Origin of the sequence: Phreatobacter sp., from assembly GCF_051860605.1 — a bacterium.
In the GTDB taxonomy this organism is placed as follows: Bacteria; Pseudomonadota; Alphaproteobacteria; order Rhizobiales; family Phreatobacteraceae; genus Phreatobacter.
This window is the reverse complement of record NZ_JBHYDR010000001.1, coordinates 268,470-288,401: the sequence shown is the minus strand read 5'-3', so window position 1 is coordinate 288,401 and position 19,932 is coordinate 268,470. Positions and strand designations below refer to the sequence as shown.

The 19,932-nt window shown below is 70.4% G+C and carries 24 protein-coding genes; 16 read left to right on the top strand and 8 right to left on the bottom strand.

Going from position 1 to position 19,932, the window contains the following annotated elements:
* Positions 1 to 56 precede the first annotated feature (56 nt).
* Complete coding sequence (locus ACTIFS_RS01315; protein WP_439572225.1) at positions 57 to 182, bottom strand: hypothetical protein; 126 nt, start codon at positions 180 to 182, stop codon at positions 57 to 59.
* 320 nt (positions 183 to 502) lie between these two features.
* Between ACTIFS_RS01315 and smc the strand changes: the two genes are divergently transcribed.
* From smc to ACTIFS_RS01285, 6 genes are all read left to right on the top strand, one after another.
* The gene (gene smc / locus ACTIFS_RS01310) at positions 503 to 3,958 is read left to right on the top strand and encodes a chromosome segregation protein SMC (protein WP_439572490.1); all 3,456 of its coding nucleotides are present in this window, start codon (positions 503 to 505) and stop codon (positions 3,956 to 3,958) included.
* 264 nt (positions 3,959 to 4,222) lie between these two features.
* Positions 4,223 to 4,576, top strand: a complete 354-nt coding sequence (locus tag ACTIFS_RS01305) for an AtpZ/AtpI family protein (RefSeq protein WP_439572224.1) — start codon at positions 4,223 to 4,225, stop codon at positions 4,574 to 4,576.
* 77 nt (positions 4,577 to 4,653) lie between these two features.
* Positions 4,654 to 5,388, top strand: coding sequence for a F0F1 ATP synthase subunit A (locus ACTIFS_RS01300; RefSeq protein WP_439572489.1), 735 nt, complete (start codon positions 4,654 to 4,656; stop codon positions 5,386 to 5,388).
* Between the two features lie 60 nt (positions 5,389 to 5,448).
* On the top strand, positions 5,449 to 5,676 hold the full coding sequence (locus tag ACTIFS_RS01295) for a F0F1 ATP synthase subunit C (protein WP_136960505.1): 228 nt from the start codon (positions 5,449 to 5,451) through the stop codon (positions 5,674 to 5,676).
* Positions 5,677 to 5,788: 112 nt separating this feature from the next.
* Positions 5,789 to 6,301, top strand: a complete 513-nt coding sequence (locus ACTIFS_RS01290; protein ID WP_439572223.1) for a F0F1 ATP synthase subunit B — start codon at positions 5,789 to 5,791, stop codon at positions 6,299 to 6,301.
* Positions 6,302 to 6,311: 10 nt separating this feature from the next.
* Positions 6,312 to 6,797: a F0F1 ATP synthase subunit B family protein gene (locus tag ACTIFS_RS01285; protein WP_439572222.1), complete on the top strand. Its 486-nt coding sequence runs from the start codon at positions 6,312 to 6,314 to the stop codon at positions 6,795 to 6,797.
* A 124-nt stretch (positions 6,798 to 6,921) separates the two neighbouring features.
* Here the strand turns inward: ACTIFS_RS01285 and ACTIFS_RS01280 are convergent, their stop codons facing one another.
* Both ACTIFS_RS01280 and ACTIFS_RS01275 read right to left on the bottom strand, forming a co-directional pair.
* Positions 6,922 to 7,617 (bottom strand): DsbA family protein, encoded by a 696-nt coding sequence (locus tag ACTIFS_RS01280; protein ID WP_439572221.1) that lies wholly within the window; start codon positions 7,615 to 7,617, stop codon positions 6,922 to 6,924.
* Positions 7,618 to 7,737: 120 nt separating this feature from the next.
* Positions 7,738 to 8,319, bottom strand: a complete 582-nt coding sequence (locus tag ACTIFS_RS01275) for a DUF6101 family protein (RefSeq protein ID WP_439572220.1) — start codon at positions 8,317 to 8,319, stop codon at positions 7,738 to 7,740.
* Between the two features lie 305 nt (positions 8,320 to 8,624).
* Here ACTIFS_RS01275 and ACTIFS_RS01270 point away from each other — a divergent pair, with 305 nt between their 5' ends.
* From ACTIFS_RS01270 to lpxK, 6 genes are all read left to right on the top strand, one after another.
* On the top strand, positions 8,625 to 9,974 hold the full coding sequence (locus ACTIFS_RS01270) for a TldD/PmbA family protein (protein ID WP_439572219.1): 1,350 nt from the start codon (positions 8,625 to 8,627) through the stop codon (positions 9,972 to 9,974).
* Complete coding sequence (locus tag ACTIFS_RS01265) at positions 9,961 to 10,731, top strand: 3'(2'),5'-bisphosphate nucleotidase CysQ (protein ID WP_439572218.1); 771 nt, start codon at positions 9,961 to 9,963, stop codon at positions 10,729 to 10,731. The genes ACTIFS_RS01270 and ACTIFS_RS01265 overlap by 14 nt, the downstream gene beginning before the upstream one ends.
* A gap of 67 nt (positions 10,732 to 10,798) precedes the next feature.
* Positions 10,799 to 11,035, top strand: a complete 237-nt coding sequence (locus tag ACTIFS_RS01260; protein ID WP_439572217.1) for a DUF4170 domain-containing protein — start codon at positions 10,799 to 10,801, stop codon at positions 11,033 to 11,035.
* Positions 11,036 to 11,055: 20 nt separating this feature from the next.
* Entirely contained in the window at positions 11,056 to 11,901 is an 846-nt protein-coding gene (locus ACTIFS_RS01255; RefSeq protein ID WP_439572216.1) for a lysophospholipid acyltransferase family protein, read from the top strand.
* The gene (locus tag ACTIFS_RS01250) at positions 11,894 to 13,201 is read left to right on the top strand and encodes a 3-deoxy-D-manno-octulosonic acid transferase (RefSeq protein ID WP_439572215.1); all 1,308 of its coding nucleotides are present in this window, start codon (positions 11,894 to 11,896) and stop codon (positions 13,199 to 13,201) included. The genes ACTIFS_RS01255 and ACTIFS_RS01250 overlap by 8 nt, the downstream gene beginning before the upstream one ends.
* Complete coding sequence (gene lpxK / locus ACTIFS_RS01245) at positions 13,198 to 14,202, top strand: tetraacyldisaccharide 4'-kinase (RefSeq protein ID WP_439572214.1); 1,005 nt, start codon at positions 13,198 to 13,200, stop codon at positions 14,200 to 14,202. The genes ACTIFS_RS01250 and lpxK overlap by 4 nt, the downstream gene beginning before the upstream one ends.
* Here lpxK and ACTIFS_RS01240 read toward each other — a convergent pair.
* From ACTIFS_RS01240 to lspA, 3 genes are all read right to left on the bottom strand, one after another.
* Positions 14,183 to 14,422, bottom strand: a complete 240-nt coding sequence (locus ACTIFS_RS01240) for a DUF2093 domain-containing protein (RefSeq protein WP_439572213.1) — start codon at positions 14,420 to 14,422, stop codon at positions 14,183 to 14,185. The genes lpxK and ACTIFS_RS01240 overlap by 20 nt on opposite strands.
* Positions 14,423 to 14,439: 17 nt before the next feature.
* Positions 14,440 to 15,123: a hypothetical protein gene (locus ACTIFS_RS01235; protein ID WP_439572212.1), complete on the bottom strand. Its 684-nt coding sequence runs from the start codon at positions 15,121 to 15,123 to the stop codon at positions 14,440 to 14,442.
* Between the two features lie 62 nt (positions 15,124 to 15,185).
* Complete coding sequence (gene lspA, locus ACTIFS_RS01230) at positions 15,186 to 15,704, bottom strand: signal peptidase II (protein WP_439572211.1); 519 nt, start codon at positions 15,702 to 15,704, stop codon at positions 15,186 to 15,188.
* A 180-nt stretch (positions 15,705 to 15,884) separates the two neighbouring features.
* Between lspA and ACTIFS_RS01225 the strand changes: the two genes are divergently transcribed.
* The gene (locus tag ACTIFS_RS01225; RefSeq protein WP_439572210.1) at positions 15,885 to 16,475 is read left to right on the top strand and encodes a histidine phosphatase family protein; all 591 of its coding nucleotides are present in this window, start codon (positions 15,885 to 15,887) and stop codon (positions 16,473 to 16,475) included.
* 6 nt (positions 16,476 to 16,481) lie between these two features.
* Here the strand turns inward: ACTIFS_RS01225 and ACTIFS_RS01220 are convergent, their stop codons facing one another.
* Both ACTIFS_RS01220 and ACTIFS_RS01215 read right to left on the bottom strand, forming a co-directional pair.
* Positions 16,482 to 16,763, bottom strand: coding sequence for a hypothetical protein (locus ACTIFS_RS01220; RefSeq protein WP_439572209.1), 282 nt, complete (start codon positions 16,761 to 16,763; stop codon positions 16,482 to 16,484).
* Between the two features lie 55 nt (positions 16,764 to 16,818).
* Positions 16,819 to 17,367 carry a DUF721 domain-containing protein gene (locus ACTIFS_RS01215; RefSeq protein ID WP_439572208.1) on the bottom strand — a complete coding sequence of 183 codons (549 nt, stop codon included), beginning with the start codon at positions 17,365 to 17,367 and terminating at the stop codon, positions 16,819 to 16,821.
* Between the two features lie 65 nt (positions 17,368 to 17,432).
* On the opposite strand from ACTIFS_RS01215, the gene mutY reads away from it, so the two are divergent.
* The 3 genes from mutY to ACTIFS_RS01200 all read left to right on the top strand — a co-directional run bounded on the left by mutY (position 17,433) and on the right by ACTIFS_RS01200 (position 19,926).
* Positions 17,433 to 18,548 (top strand): A/G-specific adenine glycosylase, encoded by a 1,116-nt coding sequence (mutY, locus tag ACTIFS_RS01210; RefSeq protein ID WP_439572207.1) that lies wholly within the window; start codon positions 17,433 to 17,435, stop codon positions 18,546 to 18,548.
* A 70-nt stretch (positions 18,549 to 18,618) separates the two neighbouring features.
* Positions 18,619 to 19,290, top strand: coding sequence for a PAQR family membrane homeostasis protein TrhA (gene trhA / locus ACTIFS_RS01205; RefSeq protein ID WP_439572206.1), 672 nt, complete (start codon positions 18,619 to 18,621; stop codon positions 19,288 to 19,290).
* A gap of 21 nt (positions 19,291 to 19,311) precedes the next feature.
* Positions 19,312 to 19,926: a LysE family translocator gene (locus tag ACTIFS_RS01200; RefSeq protein WP_439572205.1), complete on the top strand. Its 615-nt coding sequence runs from the start codon at positions 19,312 to 19,314 to the stop codon at positions 19,924 to 19,926.
* Positions 19,927 to 19,932: the final 6 nt, after the last annotated feature.

Below are 19,932 nucleotides of genomic sequence, written 5' to 3'. Positions count from 1 at the left end.
CTTCGCGGGGCCGCTGTCGTTTCCAGCTGTCGTTTGACGGCCACGCGGCCGGGCGATCAGTCCGGCTTCTGCGGCTTTGGCGCCTTGATTGCGCCAGCGACCGCCCGGATGGCGACCATCCCGTAGCGATCCTCGAGCTTCACGCCACCCTTCTTCGGCAGCGGCTGGATTCTGGTACCCATGATGGTTCCTCCCCCGGCGGCTCTTCAGGCCACCTTCGTCGGGTCTGGAGAAATGCATACACCGCCGGCCATCGCCTTCGTAGGGGGTAGGAGTGCGCCGCAGCATCGGCGCCCGCGCTGCCCTTGCGGCAGCGCACCGCGACCGGCCGCCTTCCTGTGCAAAAGCGGTCCGAGGGTGTGGGCGGGAGGCGCCGGGACTCGACAAGCAAGCCTGCCCGACAGCAATATATAGAGGTGATCGGCTCGCCATTGCGCTAGATGTGGCGTTGACTGGTGCGTCCCCCGATTCCCGTCGCCACCCCTGGGTCTGCCTGCGCACGATGAAATTCACCCGCCTGCGCATCCTCGGCTTCAAGACCTTCGTGGAGCCGACCGAGTTCCTGATCGAGCCCGGGCTGACCGGCGTGGTCGGGCCGAACGGCTGCGGCAAGTCGAACCTGGTCGAGGCCCTGCGCTGGGTCATGGGCGAGAGTTCGTTCAAGAACATGCGCGCTTCCGGTATGGACGACGTGATCTTCTCCGGGTCCGGCAACAGGCCGGCGCGCAACACCGCCGAGGTGATGCTTACCGTCGACAACGGGCAGCGGCTCGCGCCGGCCCAGTTCAACGACCATGACATCCTCGAGGTGTCCCGGCGCATCGAGCGCGAGGCCGGCTCGGTCTATCGCATCAACGGCCGCGAGGTGCGTGCCCGCGACGTGCAGCTGCTGTTCGCCGACGCATCCACCGGCGCACGCTCGCCGGCCCTCGTCCGTCAGGGCCAGATCGGCGAGATCATCAGTGCCAAGCCGCAGGCACGCCGGCGCATCCTGGAAGAGGCCGCAGGCATTGCCGGCCTGCATGCCCGCCGCCACGAGGCCGAGACGCGCCTGAAGGGCGCCGAGACCAACCTCGACCGCCTTGAAACGGTGCTCGCCCAGATCGAGCAGCAGCTGGAGAGCCTGAAACGCCAGGCCCGCCAGGCCGTGCGCTATCGCGGGCTCTCCGCCGATATCCGCAAGGCGGAGGCAACGCTCGCCTTCCTGAAGGTGCGCGAGGCTGGCGAAGCCGTGCGCGAGGCCGAGCGGCTGGTCGAGCTGGAGACCCGCATCGTCGCCCAGCGCACCACCGAACAGGCCGAGGCGGCCAAGAACCAGGCGGTTGCGGCCCATCGCCTGCCGGCCCTGCGCGAGGATGCGGCCAGGGCCGGTGCGGCGCTCCAGCGCCTGATCGTCGCCCGCGACCAGCTCGACGGCGAGGAAAGGCGCGCACGCGAGCGCCTTGCCGAACTGGAACGGCGCGTGGCCCAGCTCGATAGCGACATCGCCCGCGAGAAGGCGCTGGGCGCCGATGCCGACGGCGTTCTGGCGCGCCTTGCAGCCGAATCGGCCGATCTGGCGGCCGCCACCGAGACGGCCCGCACGGCCGAGGCGGCTGCCGCCGGGCAGGTCACGGCCGCCGAGGCCGCCCTCGTCGCGTCCGAACGGGCCTTCGGCGAGGCCACGTCGGCGCTTGCCGAGATCGTCGCCCGCAGGAACCAGCTCGAGCGCTCGGTGCGCGACACCTCCGAGCGTCTCGTCCGTCTCGAGGGCCAGCTGGCCGAGATCGATGCCGAGACCGCGCGGCTGGAACAGGGCTCCGACCATGCCGCCCGGCTGGAGGCCCTGAAGGCGGGGTTGCAGGAGGCGGCACAGGTCCTGGCCGACGCCGAAACCGAGGCGGTGGCTGCCGAGCAGGCCCATGCCGTGGCGCGCAGCCAGGAAGGCGATGCCCGTCGCCCGCTTGCCGATGCCGAACGGACGGTCCAGCGCCTCGAGACCGAGGTGCGCACGCTCTCCAAGCTGCTCAATGTCGGCTCCTCGTCCATGTGGCCGCCTGTCCTCGAGGCCGTCCGCGTGGCCAAGGGCTACGAGACCGCGCTCGGTGCGGCGCTGGGCGACGATCTTGACGCGCCGACCGATTCGGCCTCGCCGCAGCGATGGGCCGGCGCCGATGGGACAGGTGATCCGGGGCTTCCCGAGGGCGTCGGCAGTCTTGCCGCCCATGTGAAAGCGCCCGACCAGCTGGCCCGCCGGCTGGCCCAGATCGGTGTCGTGTCCCGCGCCGACGGCGCGCGCCTCGCGTCCCTGCTGAAGCCCGGCCAGCGGCTGGTCTCCCGCGAAGGCGACCTGTGGCGCTGGGACGGCTTCGTCGTCGCCGCCAATGCGCCGACCGCCGCCGCCCGCCGCCTTGCCGAACGGAACCGGCTTGGCGACATCGAGCAGGACCTGGTGGGCGCGCGTGCGAAGGCCGCAGAGCTCAAGACCCTCGCCGAGGCCGCCACGGCCCTCGTGAAGACCGCAGCGACGCGCGAACAGACCGCGCGCGACGGCTGGCGCAGCGCCCAGCGCGCGGCCGATGGCCTGCGCGATCAGCTGGCTGCCGCCGAGCGCGCGGCAGGCGCCGTCACCACCCGCCTTGCCGCGCTGGTCGAGGCCCGCGTGCGGCTCAATTCGAGCCTCGACGAGGCCCGCGCCGTCAAGGCCGATGCGTTGCTCGCCCTTGAGGGTCTCGGCAGCACGGCCGGCCGCGAGGCTGATCTTGCCGGAATCCGCGCCCGGGTCGCGCAGGACCGCGCCACACTCGCCGAAGCACGCGCCGAGGCCCAGGGCCTGGCCCGCGAGGCCGAACTGCGCAGCCGCCGTCTCGCCGAGATCGGTCGCGAGCGCGAGGCCTGGCTCGGACGACAGGCCAATGCCGGCCGCCAGATCGCCGATCTCGACCAGCGTCTGGCCGAGACCCGCGCCGAGGCGGTGGCCCTGGCCGAGGCTCCGGACACCTTCGTCGTGCGCCGGCGCGAACTCATCGCGCTGATCCAGGAGGCAGAGGCCCGCCAGCGCGGGGCTGCCGACGCGCTCGCCGGTGGCGAGACCGCGCAGGCCGAGACCGATCGGGCCGCCCGTGCCGCTCTCGACGCCATGACGGTCGCGCGCGAGGCCTTCGTGCGCACCGAGGCGCGGCTGGAGGCGGCGCGCCAGCGCATCGCCGAGATTGCCGGCGAGGTGGTCGAGAAATTCGAGGTCGAGCCGGCCGGCCTCGCCCGCATCGCAGGCATCGCGCCGGACGACGAACTGCCCGCCCTGCGCCTCGTGGAGGACCGGCTGGAGGCGCAGCGCCGCGAGCGCGAGAAACTCGGCGGCGTCAACCTGCGGGCCGACGAGGAACTGACCGAGGTCCAGGCCCAGTTCGACGGCATGGTTTCCGAGCGGGACGACCTCGTCGAGGCGATCAGGAAGCTGCGGTCCGGCATCGGTTCGCTCAACCGCGAGGGCCGCGAGCGCCTGCTCGCCTCCTTCGCCACGGTCAACGACAATTTCCAGCGCCTGTTCACCACCCTGTTCGGCGGCGGCACGGCCGAGCTGCAGCTGGTCGAATCGGACGATCCGCTGGAGGCCGGCCTGGACATTCTTGCCAAGCCCCCCGGCAAGAAGCCGACGACGCTGTCGCTGCTGTCCGGCGGCGAGCAGGCGCTGACCGCGATCGCGCTGATCTTCGCGGTATTCCTGACCAATCCGGCGCCGATCTGTGTGCTGGACGAGGTCGATGCCCCGCTCGACGACGCCAATGTCGAGCGTTATTGCGACCTGCTCCACGACATGACGCGCACCACCCGCACGCGCTTCATCGTCATCACCCACAACCCGATCACCATGAGCCGGATGGACCGCCTGTTCGGCGTGACCATGGCCGAGCGGGGGGTTTCGACGCTGGTCAGCGTCGATCTCGGGCGCGCCGAGCAGCTGATCGCGGCGGAGTGAGGTTGCGTCCGGGCGCGAAAGTCCAGCCCGCCCAAGACCGCCGCCGAATAGTCGGCACGACATCGGCCGCCAGCGTCGCAGGGCAGACCGGATGTTCCGCCGATCTGCCTGAAAACGGAGCGAAATCAGACTCTTACTGCGCTGCCCACCATTCTTGACACCTTTTCGCCTCATCACTATAGGTGTGCCCGGCTTTCGGGGGTGGCAATCCGGCATCCTTCCGGCGTTTCGGACACGCGCCAGGGCCTGCCGACGAGGCAGGACATGGCGCGGGACGGGGACAACCGGGATCAGGATGCGGAGCGGCCGGCCGGGGAAGCCGACCTCGAGGCGCGTCGCCGCGTCCTGGAATCGAAGCTCGCCGCCGTCGACCGGCAGCGGACCGAGGTCCGGGAACGCGAGGAGCGCAAGGGCTCCGACCCCTCCGGCATGAGCCGCGGCTTTCGTTATTCCGCGGATTTCGTCTCGGGCGTGCTGGTCGGATGCGGGCTGGGCTGGTTCATCGACCATGTCTTCGGCACGCGACCCTGGGGTCTGATGATATTCATCGTGCTCGGTTTTGCCGCGGGGACCTTCAACATCCTCAGGCTCGCCGAACGCGAACGCCGGCAGCGCTGAAGGCGAGCGCCGTCGTCCGCCGCGGGGCCGAAAGATGGCTTCGCGACCGTGGCATGAAGGTGAGGAGCGGCCTGCCGATGGCGAGCCCGATCGAACAGTTCGAGATCAAGCCGCTGGTCTTCAAGGACACGGCCATCGCCTTCACCAATTCCTCGCTGATGATGGTTGTCACCGTCGGCGTGATCCTGGCCTTCCTGTTCCTGTCGACCCGCGGCCGCTCGCTGGTGCCGACCCGCCTCCAGTCGCTCGCCGAGCTGTCCTACGAGTTTGTCGCCGACACGGTCCGACAATCGGCCGGCCACGAGGGCATGAAATTCTTCCCCCTGGTGTTCTCGCTGTTCATGTTCGTGCTGGTGGCCAACCTGCTCGGCATGCTGCCCGGCTCGTTCACCGTCACCAGCCACATCATCGTCACCTTCATGCTGGCCATGGTGGTCTTCCTGACGCTGGTCATCTACGGCTTCGCCAAGCACGGGACGCACTTCCTGAACCTCTTCGTGCCGTCCGGCGTGCCCGGCTACGTGCTGCCGCTGGTGGTGGTCATCGAGGTCATCTCTTTCCTGTCCCGGCCGATCTCGCTGTCGGTGCGTCTGTTCGCCAACATGCTCGCCGGCCACATCGCGCTGAAGATTTTTGCCGGCTTCGTCGGCTCGCTGCTCGGCGCCGGCATCTGGGCGATCCTGGCACCGCTGCCGCTGGCGCTGACGGTCGGCCTCACCGCGCTCGAGTTCCTCGTCGCCTTCCTGCAGGCCTATGTCTTCACCATCCTGACCTGCATCTACCTGAACGATGCGCTGCATCCGGGACACTGATCCCCGCAGCGCCTCCCCCTTCCAACCTCAACCCAAGCTTACCTTCCCAAGGAGTTCATCATGGATCCGGTTGCAGCGAAGTATCTCGGCGCGGGCCTGGCCTGCATCGGCATGGCCGGCGCCGCCATTGGCGTGGGCAACATCTTCGGTCAGTTCCTCTCGGGTGCCCTGCGCAACCCGAGCGCGGCCGACGGCCAGTTCCCCCGCCTCATCTTCGGCTTCGCCGTGACCGAAGCGCTCGGCATCTTCTCGCTGCTGATCGCGCTGCTGCTGCTGTTCGCCGTCTGACGACGTCTGGCCGGGTGGCACCCGCCGCCCGTTTCGCATGATCTCCAGGCTTCGGCGCCGTTGCGCCGGAGCCAAGGAGGTTCGCAGCCGACCCCGAACACCAGGACTGGTCATGGCAGCCCCCTCGACACCCGGCGGTTTTCCGCCCTTCCAGACCGAGACCTTCGCCTCCCAGATCTTCTGGCTGGCGATCACCTTCGGGGCCCTCTACTGGCTCCTCTCGAAGGTGGTGCTGCCGCAGATCGGCGGCATCCTGGAAGAGCGCAGCCAGCGGATCGCCCGCGACCTCGACGAGGCGCAGCGGATGAAATCCGACGCGGAGGCCGCGCAGGCGGCCTATGAGAAGGCGCTCGCCGATGCCCGCGGCAATGCCCAGGCGATCGCCGCCAAGGAGCATGCCCGCGTCTCGGCCGAGACCGAGGCGACCCGCAAGGCGCTGGAGGCCGACCTGACCACCAGGCTCGCCGCCGCAGAGGCGGAGATCACCGCCTCGAAGGCCAAGGCCATGACCAATGTCCGCGGCATTGCCATCGACACCGTCCCGGCCATCGTCAGCCAGCTTGTCGGCAAGTCGCCGACGGCGGGCGATGTCGAGAAGGCCGTCGATGCGGCTCTGAAGGGGTAAGGAGACAGCCATGCTGTTCGCAGCCGAAACCTGGGTCGCCGTCGCCTTCCTCATCTTCTTCGGCATTCTCGGCTATCTGGGCGTCCACCGGACGATCCTCGGTGCGCTGGACAATCGCGCGCGGAAGATCGAGCAGGATCTCGCCGAGGCCCGCCGGCTGCGGCTGGAGGCCGAGGCCCTCGTTGCCGACTATCGCCGGCGCCAGGCCGCCGCCGAGCAGGAGGCCAAAGCCATCATCGCCGCCGCGGAGGAGGACGCCAGGCGTCTTGCCGTCGAGGCCAAGGCGAAGATGGAGGACTTCGTTGCCCGCCGCACCCGGATGGCCGAAGCCAAGATCGCCCAGGCCGAGGCGCAGGCAATCGCCGATGTCCGTGCCGCCGCCGCCGAGGCGGCCGCCACCGCCGCCGGCGCCATGGTGGCCGGGATCGCCCGGGGCGATGCCGGAGAGGCGCTGGTCAAGGCCGGCATCGCCGAGGTCAAGGCAAAGCTGAACTGACAGGTTGCCGAACGGGCGGCCCTGTACCGTCTCTCTCGGTTCCTGAATGACAAAAGCCGCCGGAGCGATCCGGCGGCTTTGTCATGTCTGCCCGATAGACGGCGGGCCGGAAGCTGCTCAGGACTCAGGCCGGCAGCAGCGGGTCGATCATCTTCTCGAACTCGGCGAGCGGCAGGGCCCCGAGCACGCGCTTGCCGTTCAGGAAGAAGGTCGGGGTGGAGTCCACGCCGAACACGTTGACAGCCCGGTCGCGGGTGGCGTTCAGGCCGTCGAGGATGGCCTGGTTGTTCAGGCAGGCCTCGAACTCGGTCTGGGTCATGCCAGCCTGCCGGGTGATCGTGGTGATGGCGGCGAGGGGATCATTGCCGAAGGCCCAGGTCCGCTGCTGGCGGAACAGCACGTCGACCAAGGCGAAATAGCGATCCTGGTTGCCACCCGCGGCCTTGCCGTCGGCCTGCAGCATGCAGCGCGCCAGCATGTAGACGGCGGCGTCGAGCTGGTTGAGCGCGAACTCGCGGAATACCAGCTTCACCTTGCCGGTCGCGATGTACTTTTCCTTCAGGCCCGGCAGCGTGCCGGTGTGGAAGGTCGCGCAATGGCCGCAGGTGAGCGAGGCATATTCCACCAGCGTCACCGGGGCATCGTCCTTGCCGAGCACGCAGTCGCCCAGCGGGCTGGGCTGCATGAGCTCGGCGACATCGACGGTCTCGGGGGCCGAGCGGCGCGCCTGCGCCAGCGCGGGCATGGCCGTCGTCAGGCCGGCGAAGGTGGCAAGGCCGCCGGTGGCGGAGGCCGAAAGGAGGGTTCTTCGCGACAGCATGGGCTCTTTCCGCAGCGGATTGCAGGATGACAAGTCGGCAATAGCTGTCACCCGACACCGTGGCAACATCGCGGCCGGCCCCGGACCCGTCAATTCCGGTCACGCGATGCTGACCGGCGATCAATTGCGCGCGATGATCTCGCGTTCCCGGTGGATCGACTGGCCGGAGATGGGCCCGCCCGGCTTGCGGCGCATCATGGCCTGGGGGCGGCGGCTCTTCAGCGCCGAGCGGCGGCGGCGGCGCGGACCGGGCTGCCCGACGAGCACGGCGCCCATGCGCGGGAAGGCCTCGCGCACCGCCCCGTCCTCGCCGGTGATGAGCAGGGGCAGGGCCAGCGCCGAACCCCAGCGCTGCCAGACGGCAACGACGTCATCGGCATCGAGCGAGGAATAGAGCGGCACGTCCAGGGCCGGATCGGCATGGACGAGCACGATCTCGACGCGGTCGGGACCCGGGCGGCCGTCCTCGGCGATCCGCACGACGACGCCCCGATAGATCCGCACGGGCAGCTGCAGCTTCATCCGCGCACCGCTCGCCGTGCGGCGGATCACCACGCGGTCGGCATGCAGGTCGATGGCCCGCTGGCCGGTATCGGCGCCCCGGTCCGGGGCCGTGTAGCGGGTGGGAAGGTGGCCGGGATCGAGGCGCAAGGAGGCCCCGATCCCGGCGGCGGCACCGCCCGGTTCTGTTTGACGCGACATGACTGCTCCCTGGGGTCTTCGGCCGGCTTGAACCGGCTCTCGCCCCGTCGTTGCAGGAACAGTCGCAGGATTTCTTGTCCCCCGGCTTAAGGCACAGGGTTAAGCCGGCCTCAATCCGAAGTCGAAAATGCCTTTGTTTCCTGATGCTTGAGAAAGGCTTGGCAGGCGTGATGAACCCTTCCTTGGCGCGTTTGCTTTCCCGTTCCTTGCCAGGCCGTCGCGCGGCGCGGGCCGCGGCGTCTTGAAACCGGCCCGCCCGATGCCTACACGAGGGACAACCCGCCGACGTCCGACCAGGATCACCCATGTCCGACCTTCTCGATACCGGCGCGCTGCTTGAGCGCGCGCGGGCCCTGCGCGACGCCGCCCTCAAGGCCGGCGCCGATGCCTGCGACGTGATGGCGGTGCGCGGCTCCTCCACCACAGTCCAGATGCGCGAGGGCCACGTCGAGGCGACCGAGCGGGCGGAGGGCGACGACATCGGCCTGAGGGTCTTCGTCGGGCGCCGCAGTGCCTCCGTTGCCTCCAACGACCTGCGTGAGGATGCGGCCGCGCTGGCCGAACGGGCGGTGGCCATCGCCCGCGTGGCGCCCGAGGATCCCTATGCGCTGCTCGCCGAGCCCGAGGATCTCGCCCGCGACTGGCCGAACCTCGACCTGATCGACCCGGTCATGCCGGGCCCGGCCGAACTCGAGGCTTTCGCCCGCCGCGCCGAGGAGGCGGCGCGCGCCGTTGCCGGCGTGACGAAATCGGGCGGTGCCAGTGCGGCGGCCGGTCTCGGCGGCTTCGTTCTGGTCACCTCCGCAGGATTCGAGGGCGCCTCGCTCGGGTCCTCCACCTCCTTCTCCGTCACCGCGATCGCCGGCGAGGGAACGGCGATGGAGCGCGACTACGACTATGCCGCGGCGCGCCATCGCGCCGACCTCGATTCGGCCGAGGCCATCGGCCGCAATGCCGGGGAGCGCGCGGTGCGCCGGCTGAACCCGCGCAAGGTCGACACCCGCAAGGTGCCGGTCGTCTTCGAGCCGCGCCATGCGGCAAGCTTTGCAGGCTATCTGGCCGGCGCGGCCAACGGCCAGTCGGTCGCCCGCAAGACCTCGTTCCTGCGGGAAAAGCTCGGCCGGCGCATCTTCCGGCCCGGCATCGCCATCGTCGATGACCCGCTGCGGCCGCGCGGCCCGCGCTCGCGCCCCTTCGACGAGGAGGGGGTTGCCGCCCGCCGCCTCGCCCTGGTCGAGGACGGCGTGCTGATGAGCTGGCTTCTGGATACGGCGACGGCACGGGAACTCGGCCTCAAAAGCACCGGCCACGCCACCCGCGGCATCGGTTCGCCGCCCTCGCCCGGTGCCACAAACCTTCATCTTGCCGCCGGCACGGTGTCGCCGGCCGACATGATCGGCGCCATCCGCGACGGGCTCTATGTCACCGACATGATCGGCCATGGCGTCAATATGGTCACCGGCGACTATTCGCGCGGCTGCTCGGGTTACTGGATCGAGAACGGCGAACTGGCCTATCCGGTCGCCGAGATCACCATTGCCGGCAACCTCCTCGACATCTTTGCCGGCCTCACGCCGGCCGACGATCTGGTGCTGAAGCGCGGCCTGGATGCCCCGACCGTTCTGGTGGAAGGGCTCACCGTTGCCGGCCGCTGAAGACCTCGTCCTGCGCGACCTGCTGGCGAGCCTCGCCGCCGAAGCCGGCGCGATGGCTCAAGCCTATGCCCGGCGCGGCATGCGCACCTGGACCAAGGCCAAGGCCTCGCCGGTGACGGAGGCCGACATCGCGGTCGACAGCTTCCTGAAGGAGAGGCTGACGGCTGCCCGTCCCGGCTTCGGATGGCTGTCGGAGGAGACCATCGACGATCCCGCGCGCCTCGACCGGCGCGAGGTGTTCATCGTCGACCCGATCGACGGCACCCGCGCCTTCGCTGCTGGCCTGCCGGACTGGACGGTCTCGCTTGCCGCGGTGCGTGACGGCCGCCCGGTTGCGGCAGCTCTCGCCGAACCGGTTGCGGGCCGTGTCTTCGCCGCCGCCCTCGGCCATGGCGCCACCGTCAACGGGCGGCGGCTGGTGCCGGGCGCGCGCGAAAGCCTCGCGGGCGCGCGCGTGGCGGGACCGATCCCCATGCTCGCCGGCCCGAAGCGGGAGGGTGCCGTGCTGCTGCCGAAGATTCACTCGCTCGCCCTGCGCTTCGCCAAGGTGGCCGTCGGCGAGATCGATGCCGGCCTTGCCGGCGGCGCAAGCCATGACTGGGACCTTGCGGCGGCCGACCTTTTGGTGCACGAAGCGGGTGCAGCATTGACCGGCCTGGACGGGGCTGTTCCCGTGTACAACCGGCCGGTTCCGGTCCATTCGCCGCTGATCTGCGCGGCGCCCGCGCTCCACGCGCTGCTCAGGCAGCATGCCTGACACGGGCGAGACGGGGCTTCGGGCCGGCCGCTGCCGGGGCACATCGACTGACGGAGACCATGCCGCCATGGCCGCAACCGCTGAATCCAAGCAGCTTCTCCATCTGGTTCTCGGCGGCGAGCTCAAGAGCCTGGATAGCACCGAGTTCAAGGATCTGTCGAAGGTGGAGGTCGTCGGCCTCTACCCCAACTACGCCACCGCCTACGCCGCCTGGAAGTCGCGCGCGCAGCAGACCGTGGACAACGCCCAGATGCGCTTCTTCATCGTCCATCTGCATCGCCTGCTCGACCCGGACGCGGCCTGAGCCGGGCTGAAAGCCCCTTCGTGTCCTTCCTCAAGCGCCTCGGCCGATCCGCCGCCGTCCGTTCGGCAGCCGGGTCGCTGCTCGCCTCCTATCTGAGGCTGGTCTGGAAGACCGGTCGCTTCCGCTACGATCCCCCCGACCTTTACGACTTCGCCGATGCGCACCTGCCGATCATCTTCGCGATGTGGCACGGCCAGCATTTCCTGACGCCCTTCGTGCGCCGGCCGCACTACCGCGCCGCAGTCCTGATCTCCCGCTCGGCCGATGGCGAGATGAATGCCATCGCCGCCGAGAAGCTCGGCATCCGCACGATCCGCGGATCGGGTGACCATCGCGGCCAGTTCGCCCGCAAGGGCGGCGTCGGCGCCTTCTTCGAGATGGTCGAGGCGCTGGACGGCGGGGAGACGGTCGCGCTGACGGCTGACGTGCCGAAGATCGCCCGCCGCGCTGGCCTTGGCATCGTCATGCTGGCGCGCCAGAGCGGTCGTCCGATCGTGCCGATCGCCGTGGCCACGGCCCGGCGCATCGACCTGAAGTCGTGGGACCGGGCGAGCGTGAACCTGCCCTTCTCGCGCGGGGCGGTGGTGGCCGGCCATCCGCTGTGGGTTGGGCGTGACGCGGACCACGCGGAACTGGAGCGCTGCCGCGTGCTGGTCGAGGAGCGCATGAATGCGGCGACGCAGCGCGCCTATGACATTGCCGAAGGCCGCGCCGAGCCGTCCCACTGGCCGCCCGCCCTCATCGCCGAGTTCGCCGCCATGCGCGACCGGGCGCTTGGCGCCGAAGGGCAGGGACCGGTGTCAGACGATCCTGGCGACGCGCCGGACACGGCCGCCTCGGGCCGGATCGGATCAGGCCATGTCTGATCCGACGCGCGCCCCGACCCCGATGACGCTCCGGCTCTATGCCGGCGCCACGACCCTGCTCGGGCCGGCGACCAGCCTGCTGACACGCCGGCGCGTCGCGCGCGGCAAGGAAGACCCCGAACGAATCCAGGAGCGCCGAGGGCAGGCGACAGCCGAGCGGCCGCCGGGGCGGCTCGTCTGGCTTCACGGGGCAAGCGTCGGCGAGTTCCTGTCCATCGTTCCGCTGGTCGAGCGCCTTCAGGCCCGCCACGCCACTGTCCTCGTCACGACCGTCACGCGCAGCGCCGCGCAACTCGCGGCCAGGCGCCTGCCTGCGGGAGCGATCCACCAGTTCATGCCGTGGGACGTGCCGTCCTATGTGCAGCGCTTCCTCGACCACTGGCAGCCGGATCTTGCCGTCTTTGCCGAGTCGGAGCTCTGGCCGAACCTGATCATGCGCACGACGGCGCGCGGCACGCCGCTCATCCAGGTGAACGGGCGCATGTCGGAGCGCTCCTTCCGCGGCTGGCAGCGCGTGCCGCGCTCGATCGGCGCGCTGCTGTCGCGCTTCGAGCTGTGCCTGATGCAGACGGTGGATGATGCCCGCCGCGTCGAGGTGCTCGGCGCGCCGCGGGTCTCAACGACCGGCAACCTCAAATATGACGTGCCGCCGCCGCCGGTCGACCGGGGCGCGGCCGCCGCCCTGGCAGACGCCATCGGTCGCCGTCCGGTCCTGCTCGCCGCCTCCACCCATCCCGGTGAGGACGAGATCGTGCTCGCGGCCCATCGGCGGATGGCGCCGCAGCTTGCCAATCTGCTCACCATCATCGCTCCGCGCCATCCCGAGCGGGGACCGGCCATCTGCGCGCTTGCGGAGGCTGACAACCTGGCGGTCGTGCTCCGCTCCACCGGCCGGCTGCCGGATCAGCGCACGGCCGTCTATGTCGCCGACACGCTGGGCGAGATGGGCCTGTTCTACCGTGCCGCGCCCGTGGCCCTGCTTGGCGGGTCGCTGATCCGCCATGGCGGCCAGAACCCGATCGAGGCGGCCAAGCTCGGCGCGGCCATTCTCCATGGCCCGCATGTGGCCAATTTCGCCGAGGTCTATGCCCTTCTCGACGCCCGGCACGCGACGACGGCGGTTGAGGACGGCGACAGCCTTGCCGAGGCGGCGCTGGCCCTGATGACCGACCGGGCCATGCGAACGCGCCAGCGCGATGCCGCCATGGACGTCGTCACCTCCATGGGCGGCGCGCTCGACCGCACGCTGGCGGCCATCGAGCCCTATTTCCTCTCCCTCAGCGTCCGGGGCCGGGCGTGAGGGCGCCGGCCTTCTGGTCCGAACCCGACAGCCTTCTTGCCCGTCTGCTGTCACCGATCGGCGCGCTGGTCGGCGCCGTGACGCTCGCCCGCATGGCGCGGACGGCCGGCACGGCCCCGGTTCCGGTGATCTGCATCGGCAATCCGACGGTGGGCGGGGCCGGCAAGAGCCCGGCCGCCCGGCTTCTCGCCGACCGCCTCGCCACCGCCGGCCGGCATCCGGCCATCCTGTTGCGGGGGCACGGTGGCAGCGAGCGGGGACCGCTGCGCGTCGATCCGGACCGCCACACGGCGGCGCAGGTCGGCGACGAGGCGCTGGTCCATGCCCGCCGGCACATGACCATCGTTGCGCGCGACCGGCCGGCTGGCGCGGGGCTGGCGGCGGCCGGCGGTGCCGACGTCATCGTCATGGACGATGGCTTCCAGAACCCCTCGCTCGCCAAGACCCTGTCGATCCTGGTGGTGGACGCAGCGTTCGGCCTCGGCAATGGCCGGGTTCTACCCGCCGGCCCGCTGCGCGCACCGCTGCGCCCCCAGATGAAGCGGGCCGACGCGCTCATGCTCGTCGGCGACGGCGAAGCCGGGGAGGTGGTGGCGCAGGCCGTCGCCTCGATGGCAAAGCCGGTGCTGCGGGTGAAGTTCGTGCCCGATCCGTTGGTCGTCGGGCCTCTTGCCGGCCGCGACGTGCTGGCCTTCTGCGGCATCGGCCGGCCAGCCAAGTTTGCCGAGACGCTGGGCGCCGCGGGCCTGCGCAATGTCCTGCTGCGACCCTTTCCCGATCATCACGTCTATACGGATATCGATGCCGAAGGGCTGCTGGCCGAGCAGAGCCGGACGGGCCTGCCGCTGGTCACGACGGAGAAGGATGCGGTCAAGCTTGCCGGCTCGCCGGCGCTGGTCGCGCTTGCCGCAGCCAGCATCGTGGTTCCGGCGGAGCTGCGCGAGGCCGACCCGGCGCTGCTGGACCGGCTGCTGGCCCCTCTCAGCGGGACGCCGGCTTGATCGCCCGGTCGGGATGCAGGCGGGCGAGAACCGCCTGCGGGCTGGCATAGGCCTCCTGACGGGCAACGCTCCAGTATTTCAGGTCGTCGAGCGGGATAGCCTGGCCCGTCACCGCGCAGCGGACGAAGGCGCCGGGACGCACGATCCGGAAATCTCCATCGAGATAGCGCACGTCGGCTTCGCCATCGCTCGGCCGGTTGGGGTTGAGGCGGTTCAGCATCGCGGGCCAGGCGCTCGTCAGTTGTTGTTGGTGCCGCGGGCCGGATCCTGTCCGCTCACGCGGTCGCGGTTATAGGCGGCCTGCGGATCATCGGGCCTGCGGCCGACCGGACCATAGGGCGCATCCGGCGAGGCGGTGCGATAGCCGGGCGGCGGCTCGACCAGGCGGCGGCGCGCCGGCTCCCCGGGGAATGGCACCACCTCCTCGCGGGACGAGCCGAACAGCGAGCCCACCTGCGACCAGATCGGCCTCACTCCCATCTCGGCGGCCGTGGCGGGGGCCGAGATCTGCTGCTCGGAACGCTGTCTGGTCGTGTCCACCGGGCCACCGCCGAACAGGCCGCCGCCGTAACGGGCGCGCAGTTCCTGATTGGTCAGTGTGCGGCCCATTTCGTCGCGCACGATCGGCGTATTGGCTTCAAGGCCCATTGCGCGGGCACGGGCGACATCCGGATCGTTCGGCCAGTTCGGATTGCGGGCCGAGGCACTCTCCTGCGGTGGCGGCAGGGCATTGCCGCGCGGCAGGACCAGCGGCGCGCGCTGGCGATAGTCGATGGGCGGCCGCTGCTCGTCGATGATGCCCATGCCGCTGAGCAGGCCGCGGAAGATGCGGCCTTCCGGGGATTCCTGTGCCAGGGCCGGTGCGGCAATCACCGACAGGCTGACGGCCGTGGCGAGAAGCGCGGTGCGGGTTCGCGACATGGACGATCTCCTCGTGCTGATGCGGCCGGGCGCCGCTCCCTTCCCGGTTCTATCGGAAAGGATCATGCCGATTTCGAGGCGGGGCGGTTTCCGAACAGGGACTCATACAGAAGCAGGCCGACGCCGGCAACGATGGCCACGTCGGCAATGTTGAACACATACCAGCGGAACTGCCAGCTTGCCGTGGTGATGTGGAAGGCGAAGAAATCGGCCACGGCGCCATGGAGCAGCCGGTCCAGCGCATTGCCGGCAGCGCCGCCCGCGATCAGCCCGAGGGCAAGGGCCGTCAGCCGGCTCTCGGCGTGCCGGAGCCACCACAGGATCAGCACCACGGCCACCACCTTGAATCCGATCAGCAGCCAGCGGCCAAGCTCGGCGTCCTGCCGGAACAGGCCGAACGAGATGCCGTGGTTCCAGGCCATCACCAGATCGAGCACCGGCGCCACGGTAATGATCTGCCGCGCCTCGATGTCCACGACCTGGAACATGAACAGCTTGAACGCCTGGTCGAGCACGAAGGCTGCGGCCAATGCGATCAGTCCGGCGCGCAGATGCTGCGATGGGGCGGTGGGCTCGGTCAAGGGTTCGGCTCCTGTCGAGCCGGTGAGGTGGACCCTCAATGCCGGACGGTCAAGGCCCCGCCATGCGCGAGGCCATGCGGCCCGCCGTCTCGACAGCCGCCGCGCGGGCCGTCATACCGGCGCCGCCGGCAGGCGCGATCCTGCCGCCAACATTCGCCCCCAGGCTGCCCTCCGGTCCGCATGAACATCCCCCGCCTCTATTTCATCCGTCACGGCGAAACCGACTGGAACGCCGCAGGCCGGCTGCAGGGCCAGCGTGACATTCCGCTGAACGAGACGGGTCGTCGGCAGGCGGCCGCCGTCGCCGCCGTGTTGAAGCGCCTGTCGGCCGGCGGGGGGGACTTGCCGTGGTGGTCGAGCCCGCTCGGGCGCGCGCGCGAGACGGCGGAACTGGCGCGTGCCGGCCTCGGCCTCAACGCGCCGGACTACCGGATGGACGACCGGCTGAAGGAACTCGCCTTCGGCGAATGGGAGGGTCTGACGTGGCCGGAAGTGGAGCGCCATTCGCCGGCGCTCGCCGCCCGTCGCCTTGCCGACAAGTGGAACACGCTGCCGCCCGGCGGCGAGAACTACGAGGTTCTGGCCGAACGGATCGGCAGCTTTCTCGGCCAGCTTGGCGGCGACAGCGTCATCGTCTCCCATGGCGGCGTCGGGCGGGCGCTGATGGCCCTGTCGGGCGCGCTCGGCCGTCGCGAAGCGGCCGAGACCTTCGTTCGCCAGGGGGTCGTCTATCTGTTCGAGCCTGGGCGTTTCGCGGTCGAGGGACCCTGACGCCGGTCAGTGATTGCCGAAAATGCCCCAGAGGCTGCGGGCAGTCGGATAGGGCGGCCGTCCCGAAGGGGCATCGAAGGGGCACTGGTACTGGCTGCGCGCGACCGTCTCGTCCACCGAGGGCGGGAAGCAGCGCGGCCGGGTGCCCGGCGCCAGCGTTCCGCGGCTCTGGTGGATGATCAGCACGCGGTCGCGCGTCTCGTCGAGCACGGAGGGTTCGGCCCGGACGGCGCTGCCGCCCGCGGCAAGAAGGATGGCGGCGAGGCCGGCTACGGCGATGTGCTTCATGTCGGGTCCTGTTCCTGTCTCGTGCATCTCGGTCTGTCGGCTGTGGGGCGGGCCATTACGAGCGCCGGCCCGCGCCGCCGATGGCCGCCCCAAGCCGTCCGATGGCCTGTCGCAGCGGCTCGTCGTCGATGCCGGCGAGCGCAGCACCGAGCCGGGCCGGATCTGGGGGCGGAGGTGGCGCGACGCGTGCCGGGCGCGGCTTCAGCGACGGCACCTGGACGAGGCGCAGCGCCGCCACGCAGCGCCAGCCGAAAAAGGCGTTGACCCGCTCCACGATGACCGGCGCCAGATGCTGGATGTCCAGCGCGAAGGCCGGCTCCACCCGCACATGCAGCGTTCCGGGCTCAGGCGCCTCGCCGGGCGCGGAGCGGCGCGGCCAGGCGATCCGCACGGGCGCCGAGCGGCCGGCAAGATCCGGCCCGATGATCTCGTCCCAGCGCGTCACCACCTCGGCCGAGGCAAAGCCCGCCTGCTGGAGCGCCGCGGCCAGGGGGGCCGCGCACAGGTCGGCAAGCGCACGGGGTCCGCGCCTGCGCCGGGGCGGCGCCGAGGCGGCGGGGGTGCTGCTTCCGTCCAGTGGGTCCCGTCGGTCCTGGGGTTCCATCTGTCCTGTGGGTCGCTTGCGTCGGGCCGTTGAAGGCTGAGGTCCCGAGGGCCAGTCTGCAGCCCATGGGTGAACCAAGATTAGCACGGCCGTTGCGGCGACAGGAGGGCGAAGACATCAGCTTCGCGGCACGCCTGCTCGGCTGGTACGACCGGCATCGCCGGCGCCTGCCCTGGCGCGCCCTGCCGGGCGAGAGTGTCGATCCCTACCGCGTCTGGCTCTCCGAGATCATGCTGCAGCAGACGACCGTGAAGGCGGTCGGTCCCTATTTCGACGCCTTCACGCGCCGCTGGCCGGGCGTCGCCGACCTTGCCGCAAGTCCGGTCGAGGAGGTCATGAAGGCCTGGGCCGGGCTCGGCTACTACTCGCGCGCCCGCAACCTGCATGCCTGCGCCATCGCGGTGGCGGAACGCCATGGCGGACGTTTTCCCGACACGGAGGCCGGACTGAGGGCCCTGCCCGGCATCGGCGACTATACCGCCGCGGCGGTTGCGGCCATCGCCTTCGGCCGGCCGGCAGCGGTGGTCGACGGCAATGTCGAGCGGGTGATGACCCGCCACGAGGCGATCGACACGCCCCTGCCCGCCGCCAAGAAGCTCGTCCGCGCCCGCCTTGCAGACCTGCTGGACCCGGATCGGCCGGGCGATTTCGCGCAAGGCCTGATGGATCTCGGCGCCACGATCTGCACGCCGAAACGACCGGCCTGCAGCCTGTGCCCGCTGGAGGGGTCCTGTGCCGCCCGCGCGGCGGGCACGCAGGAGGCCTATCCGGTCAAGGCGCCGAAGCGGGCAGGGGCCGTGCGGCGCGGCGCCGCCTTCGTCATCCTCGGCCCCGATGGCGCGCTGCTGGTGCGCACCCGCCCGCCGAAGGGCCTGCTCGGCGGCATGACCGAGGTGCCGGGCACCGACTGGTCGGCGGGTTTTGATGTGTCGAAGGCCGCGCCGCCCCTGCCGGTCACACGCATCGAGCGCCTGCCAGGCATCGTCTCGCACACGTTCACGCACTTCCCGCTCGAGCTGACCGTGTTTCGCGGCCGCCTCGCCCGGGGCGAGGCGAAGGGCGATTTCCGCTGGATCGCGCCGGCGGACATTGCCGGCGAGGCCTTTCCGACGGTGATGCGCAAGGTGCTGGCCCATGCCGGGATCGGCATGGAGATCGGGAGCGGCCAGGCGGGTCCTTGACGGCGGCGGCGGGACCGGCATGCTCGCCGCCAGCGGTGTCGCCAGGGCGCCGGGCCTTGCAGAGGATCTGATGGCGAACGCAGACGATGGCCGGCCGCCCGGCATGACCAGGCAGTTCGACCGGGCCGAACTGATCGCCGACGGCGTGGTGCATGTCGTCGGCGTGGTGGCCGCCGTCTTTGCCGCCGGAGCCATGGTCGGCATCGCGCTCGTGCGGGCGGAGCTTGCCACGGTGTCTGCGGTTGCGGTCTATGCGGCGAGCCTGATCGCTGTCCTCGGCCTGTCGGCCGCCTACAACATGTGGCCGGTCTCGCGCACCAAATGGCTGTTGCGCCGGTTCGACCACGCGGCGATCTGGCTGCTGATCGCCGGCACCTATACCCCGCTGATGATCCATGTCGGCACGCCCGTCGCCCATGCCCTGCTGGCCGGCGTCTGGGCTGCGGCCCTTGCCGGGGCCGTGCTCAAGCTCGTCGCACCCGGCCGCTTCGACCGGGTCGCGGTCATCGGCTATCTCGCCATCGCCTGGAGCGGCGTCGCCATCGCCGGCGAGGTCTTTGCCACGCTGTCGACCTCGGCGATCGTCCTTCTGGTCACTGGCGGCTTCCTCTATACGGCCGGCGTCGTCTTCCACCTCTGGGATCGCCTGCGGTTCCAGAACGCCATCTGGCATGGCTTCGTGCTGGCCGCCGCCGGCTGCCAGTATGGCGCGCTGCTCGACGGCGTGCTGCTCAGCGCCTGACCTTTCCTCGGAACCCAAGCCATGGACCTTTCGGGCTTCCTCCTGTTCTGCGGCGTCTATGCGGTCGCGGTCTATTCGCCCGGCCCGGCGGTCGCCGCCGTGGTGGCGCGCGTGCTGGCGGTGGGCATACCACGCACGGCGCCGTTCATCTGGGGTATCGTGGCTGGCGATCTCGTCTGGTTCGTTCTGGTGGCGCTCGGCCTTGCCGCGCTCGCGCAGAACTTCCAGACCCTGTTCCTCGTCATCAAATATGCAGGCGTCGCCTACCTGCTCTATCTCGCCTGGAAATTGTGGACGGCCCCGGCCGATGCGCCGAAGGAGGCGCCGCAGGCGCGCGGCGAAGGCTGGAAGCTGTTTCTTGGCGGCCTCGCCCTCACCATGGGCAATGCCAAGGTGATGGTTTTCTTCGTCTCCATCCTGCCGCTTGTGGTCGATCTGAACGCCATGTCGCTGCTCACGGCGATGGAACTGTCGGCGCTGATGCTGACCATCCTGTCCGCGGCCATGTGGACCTATGCGCTGGCGGCCTCGCGGGCGCGCCGGCTCATCACCTCGCCGCGCGCCATGCGCCTCGTCAACCGCGGCACGGGCGCTGCCATGGCCGGCGCGGCGGTGGCGGTCGCCGCGCGCGGCTGAAGACAC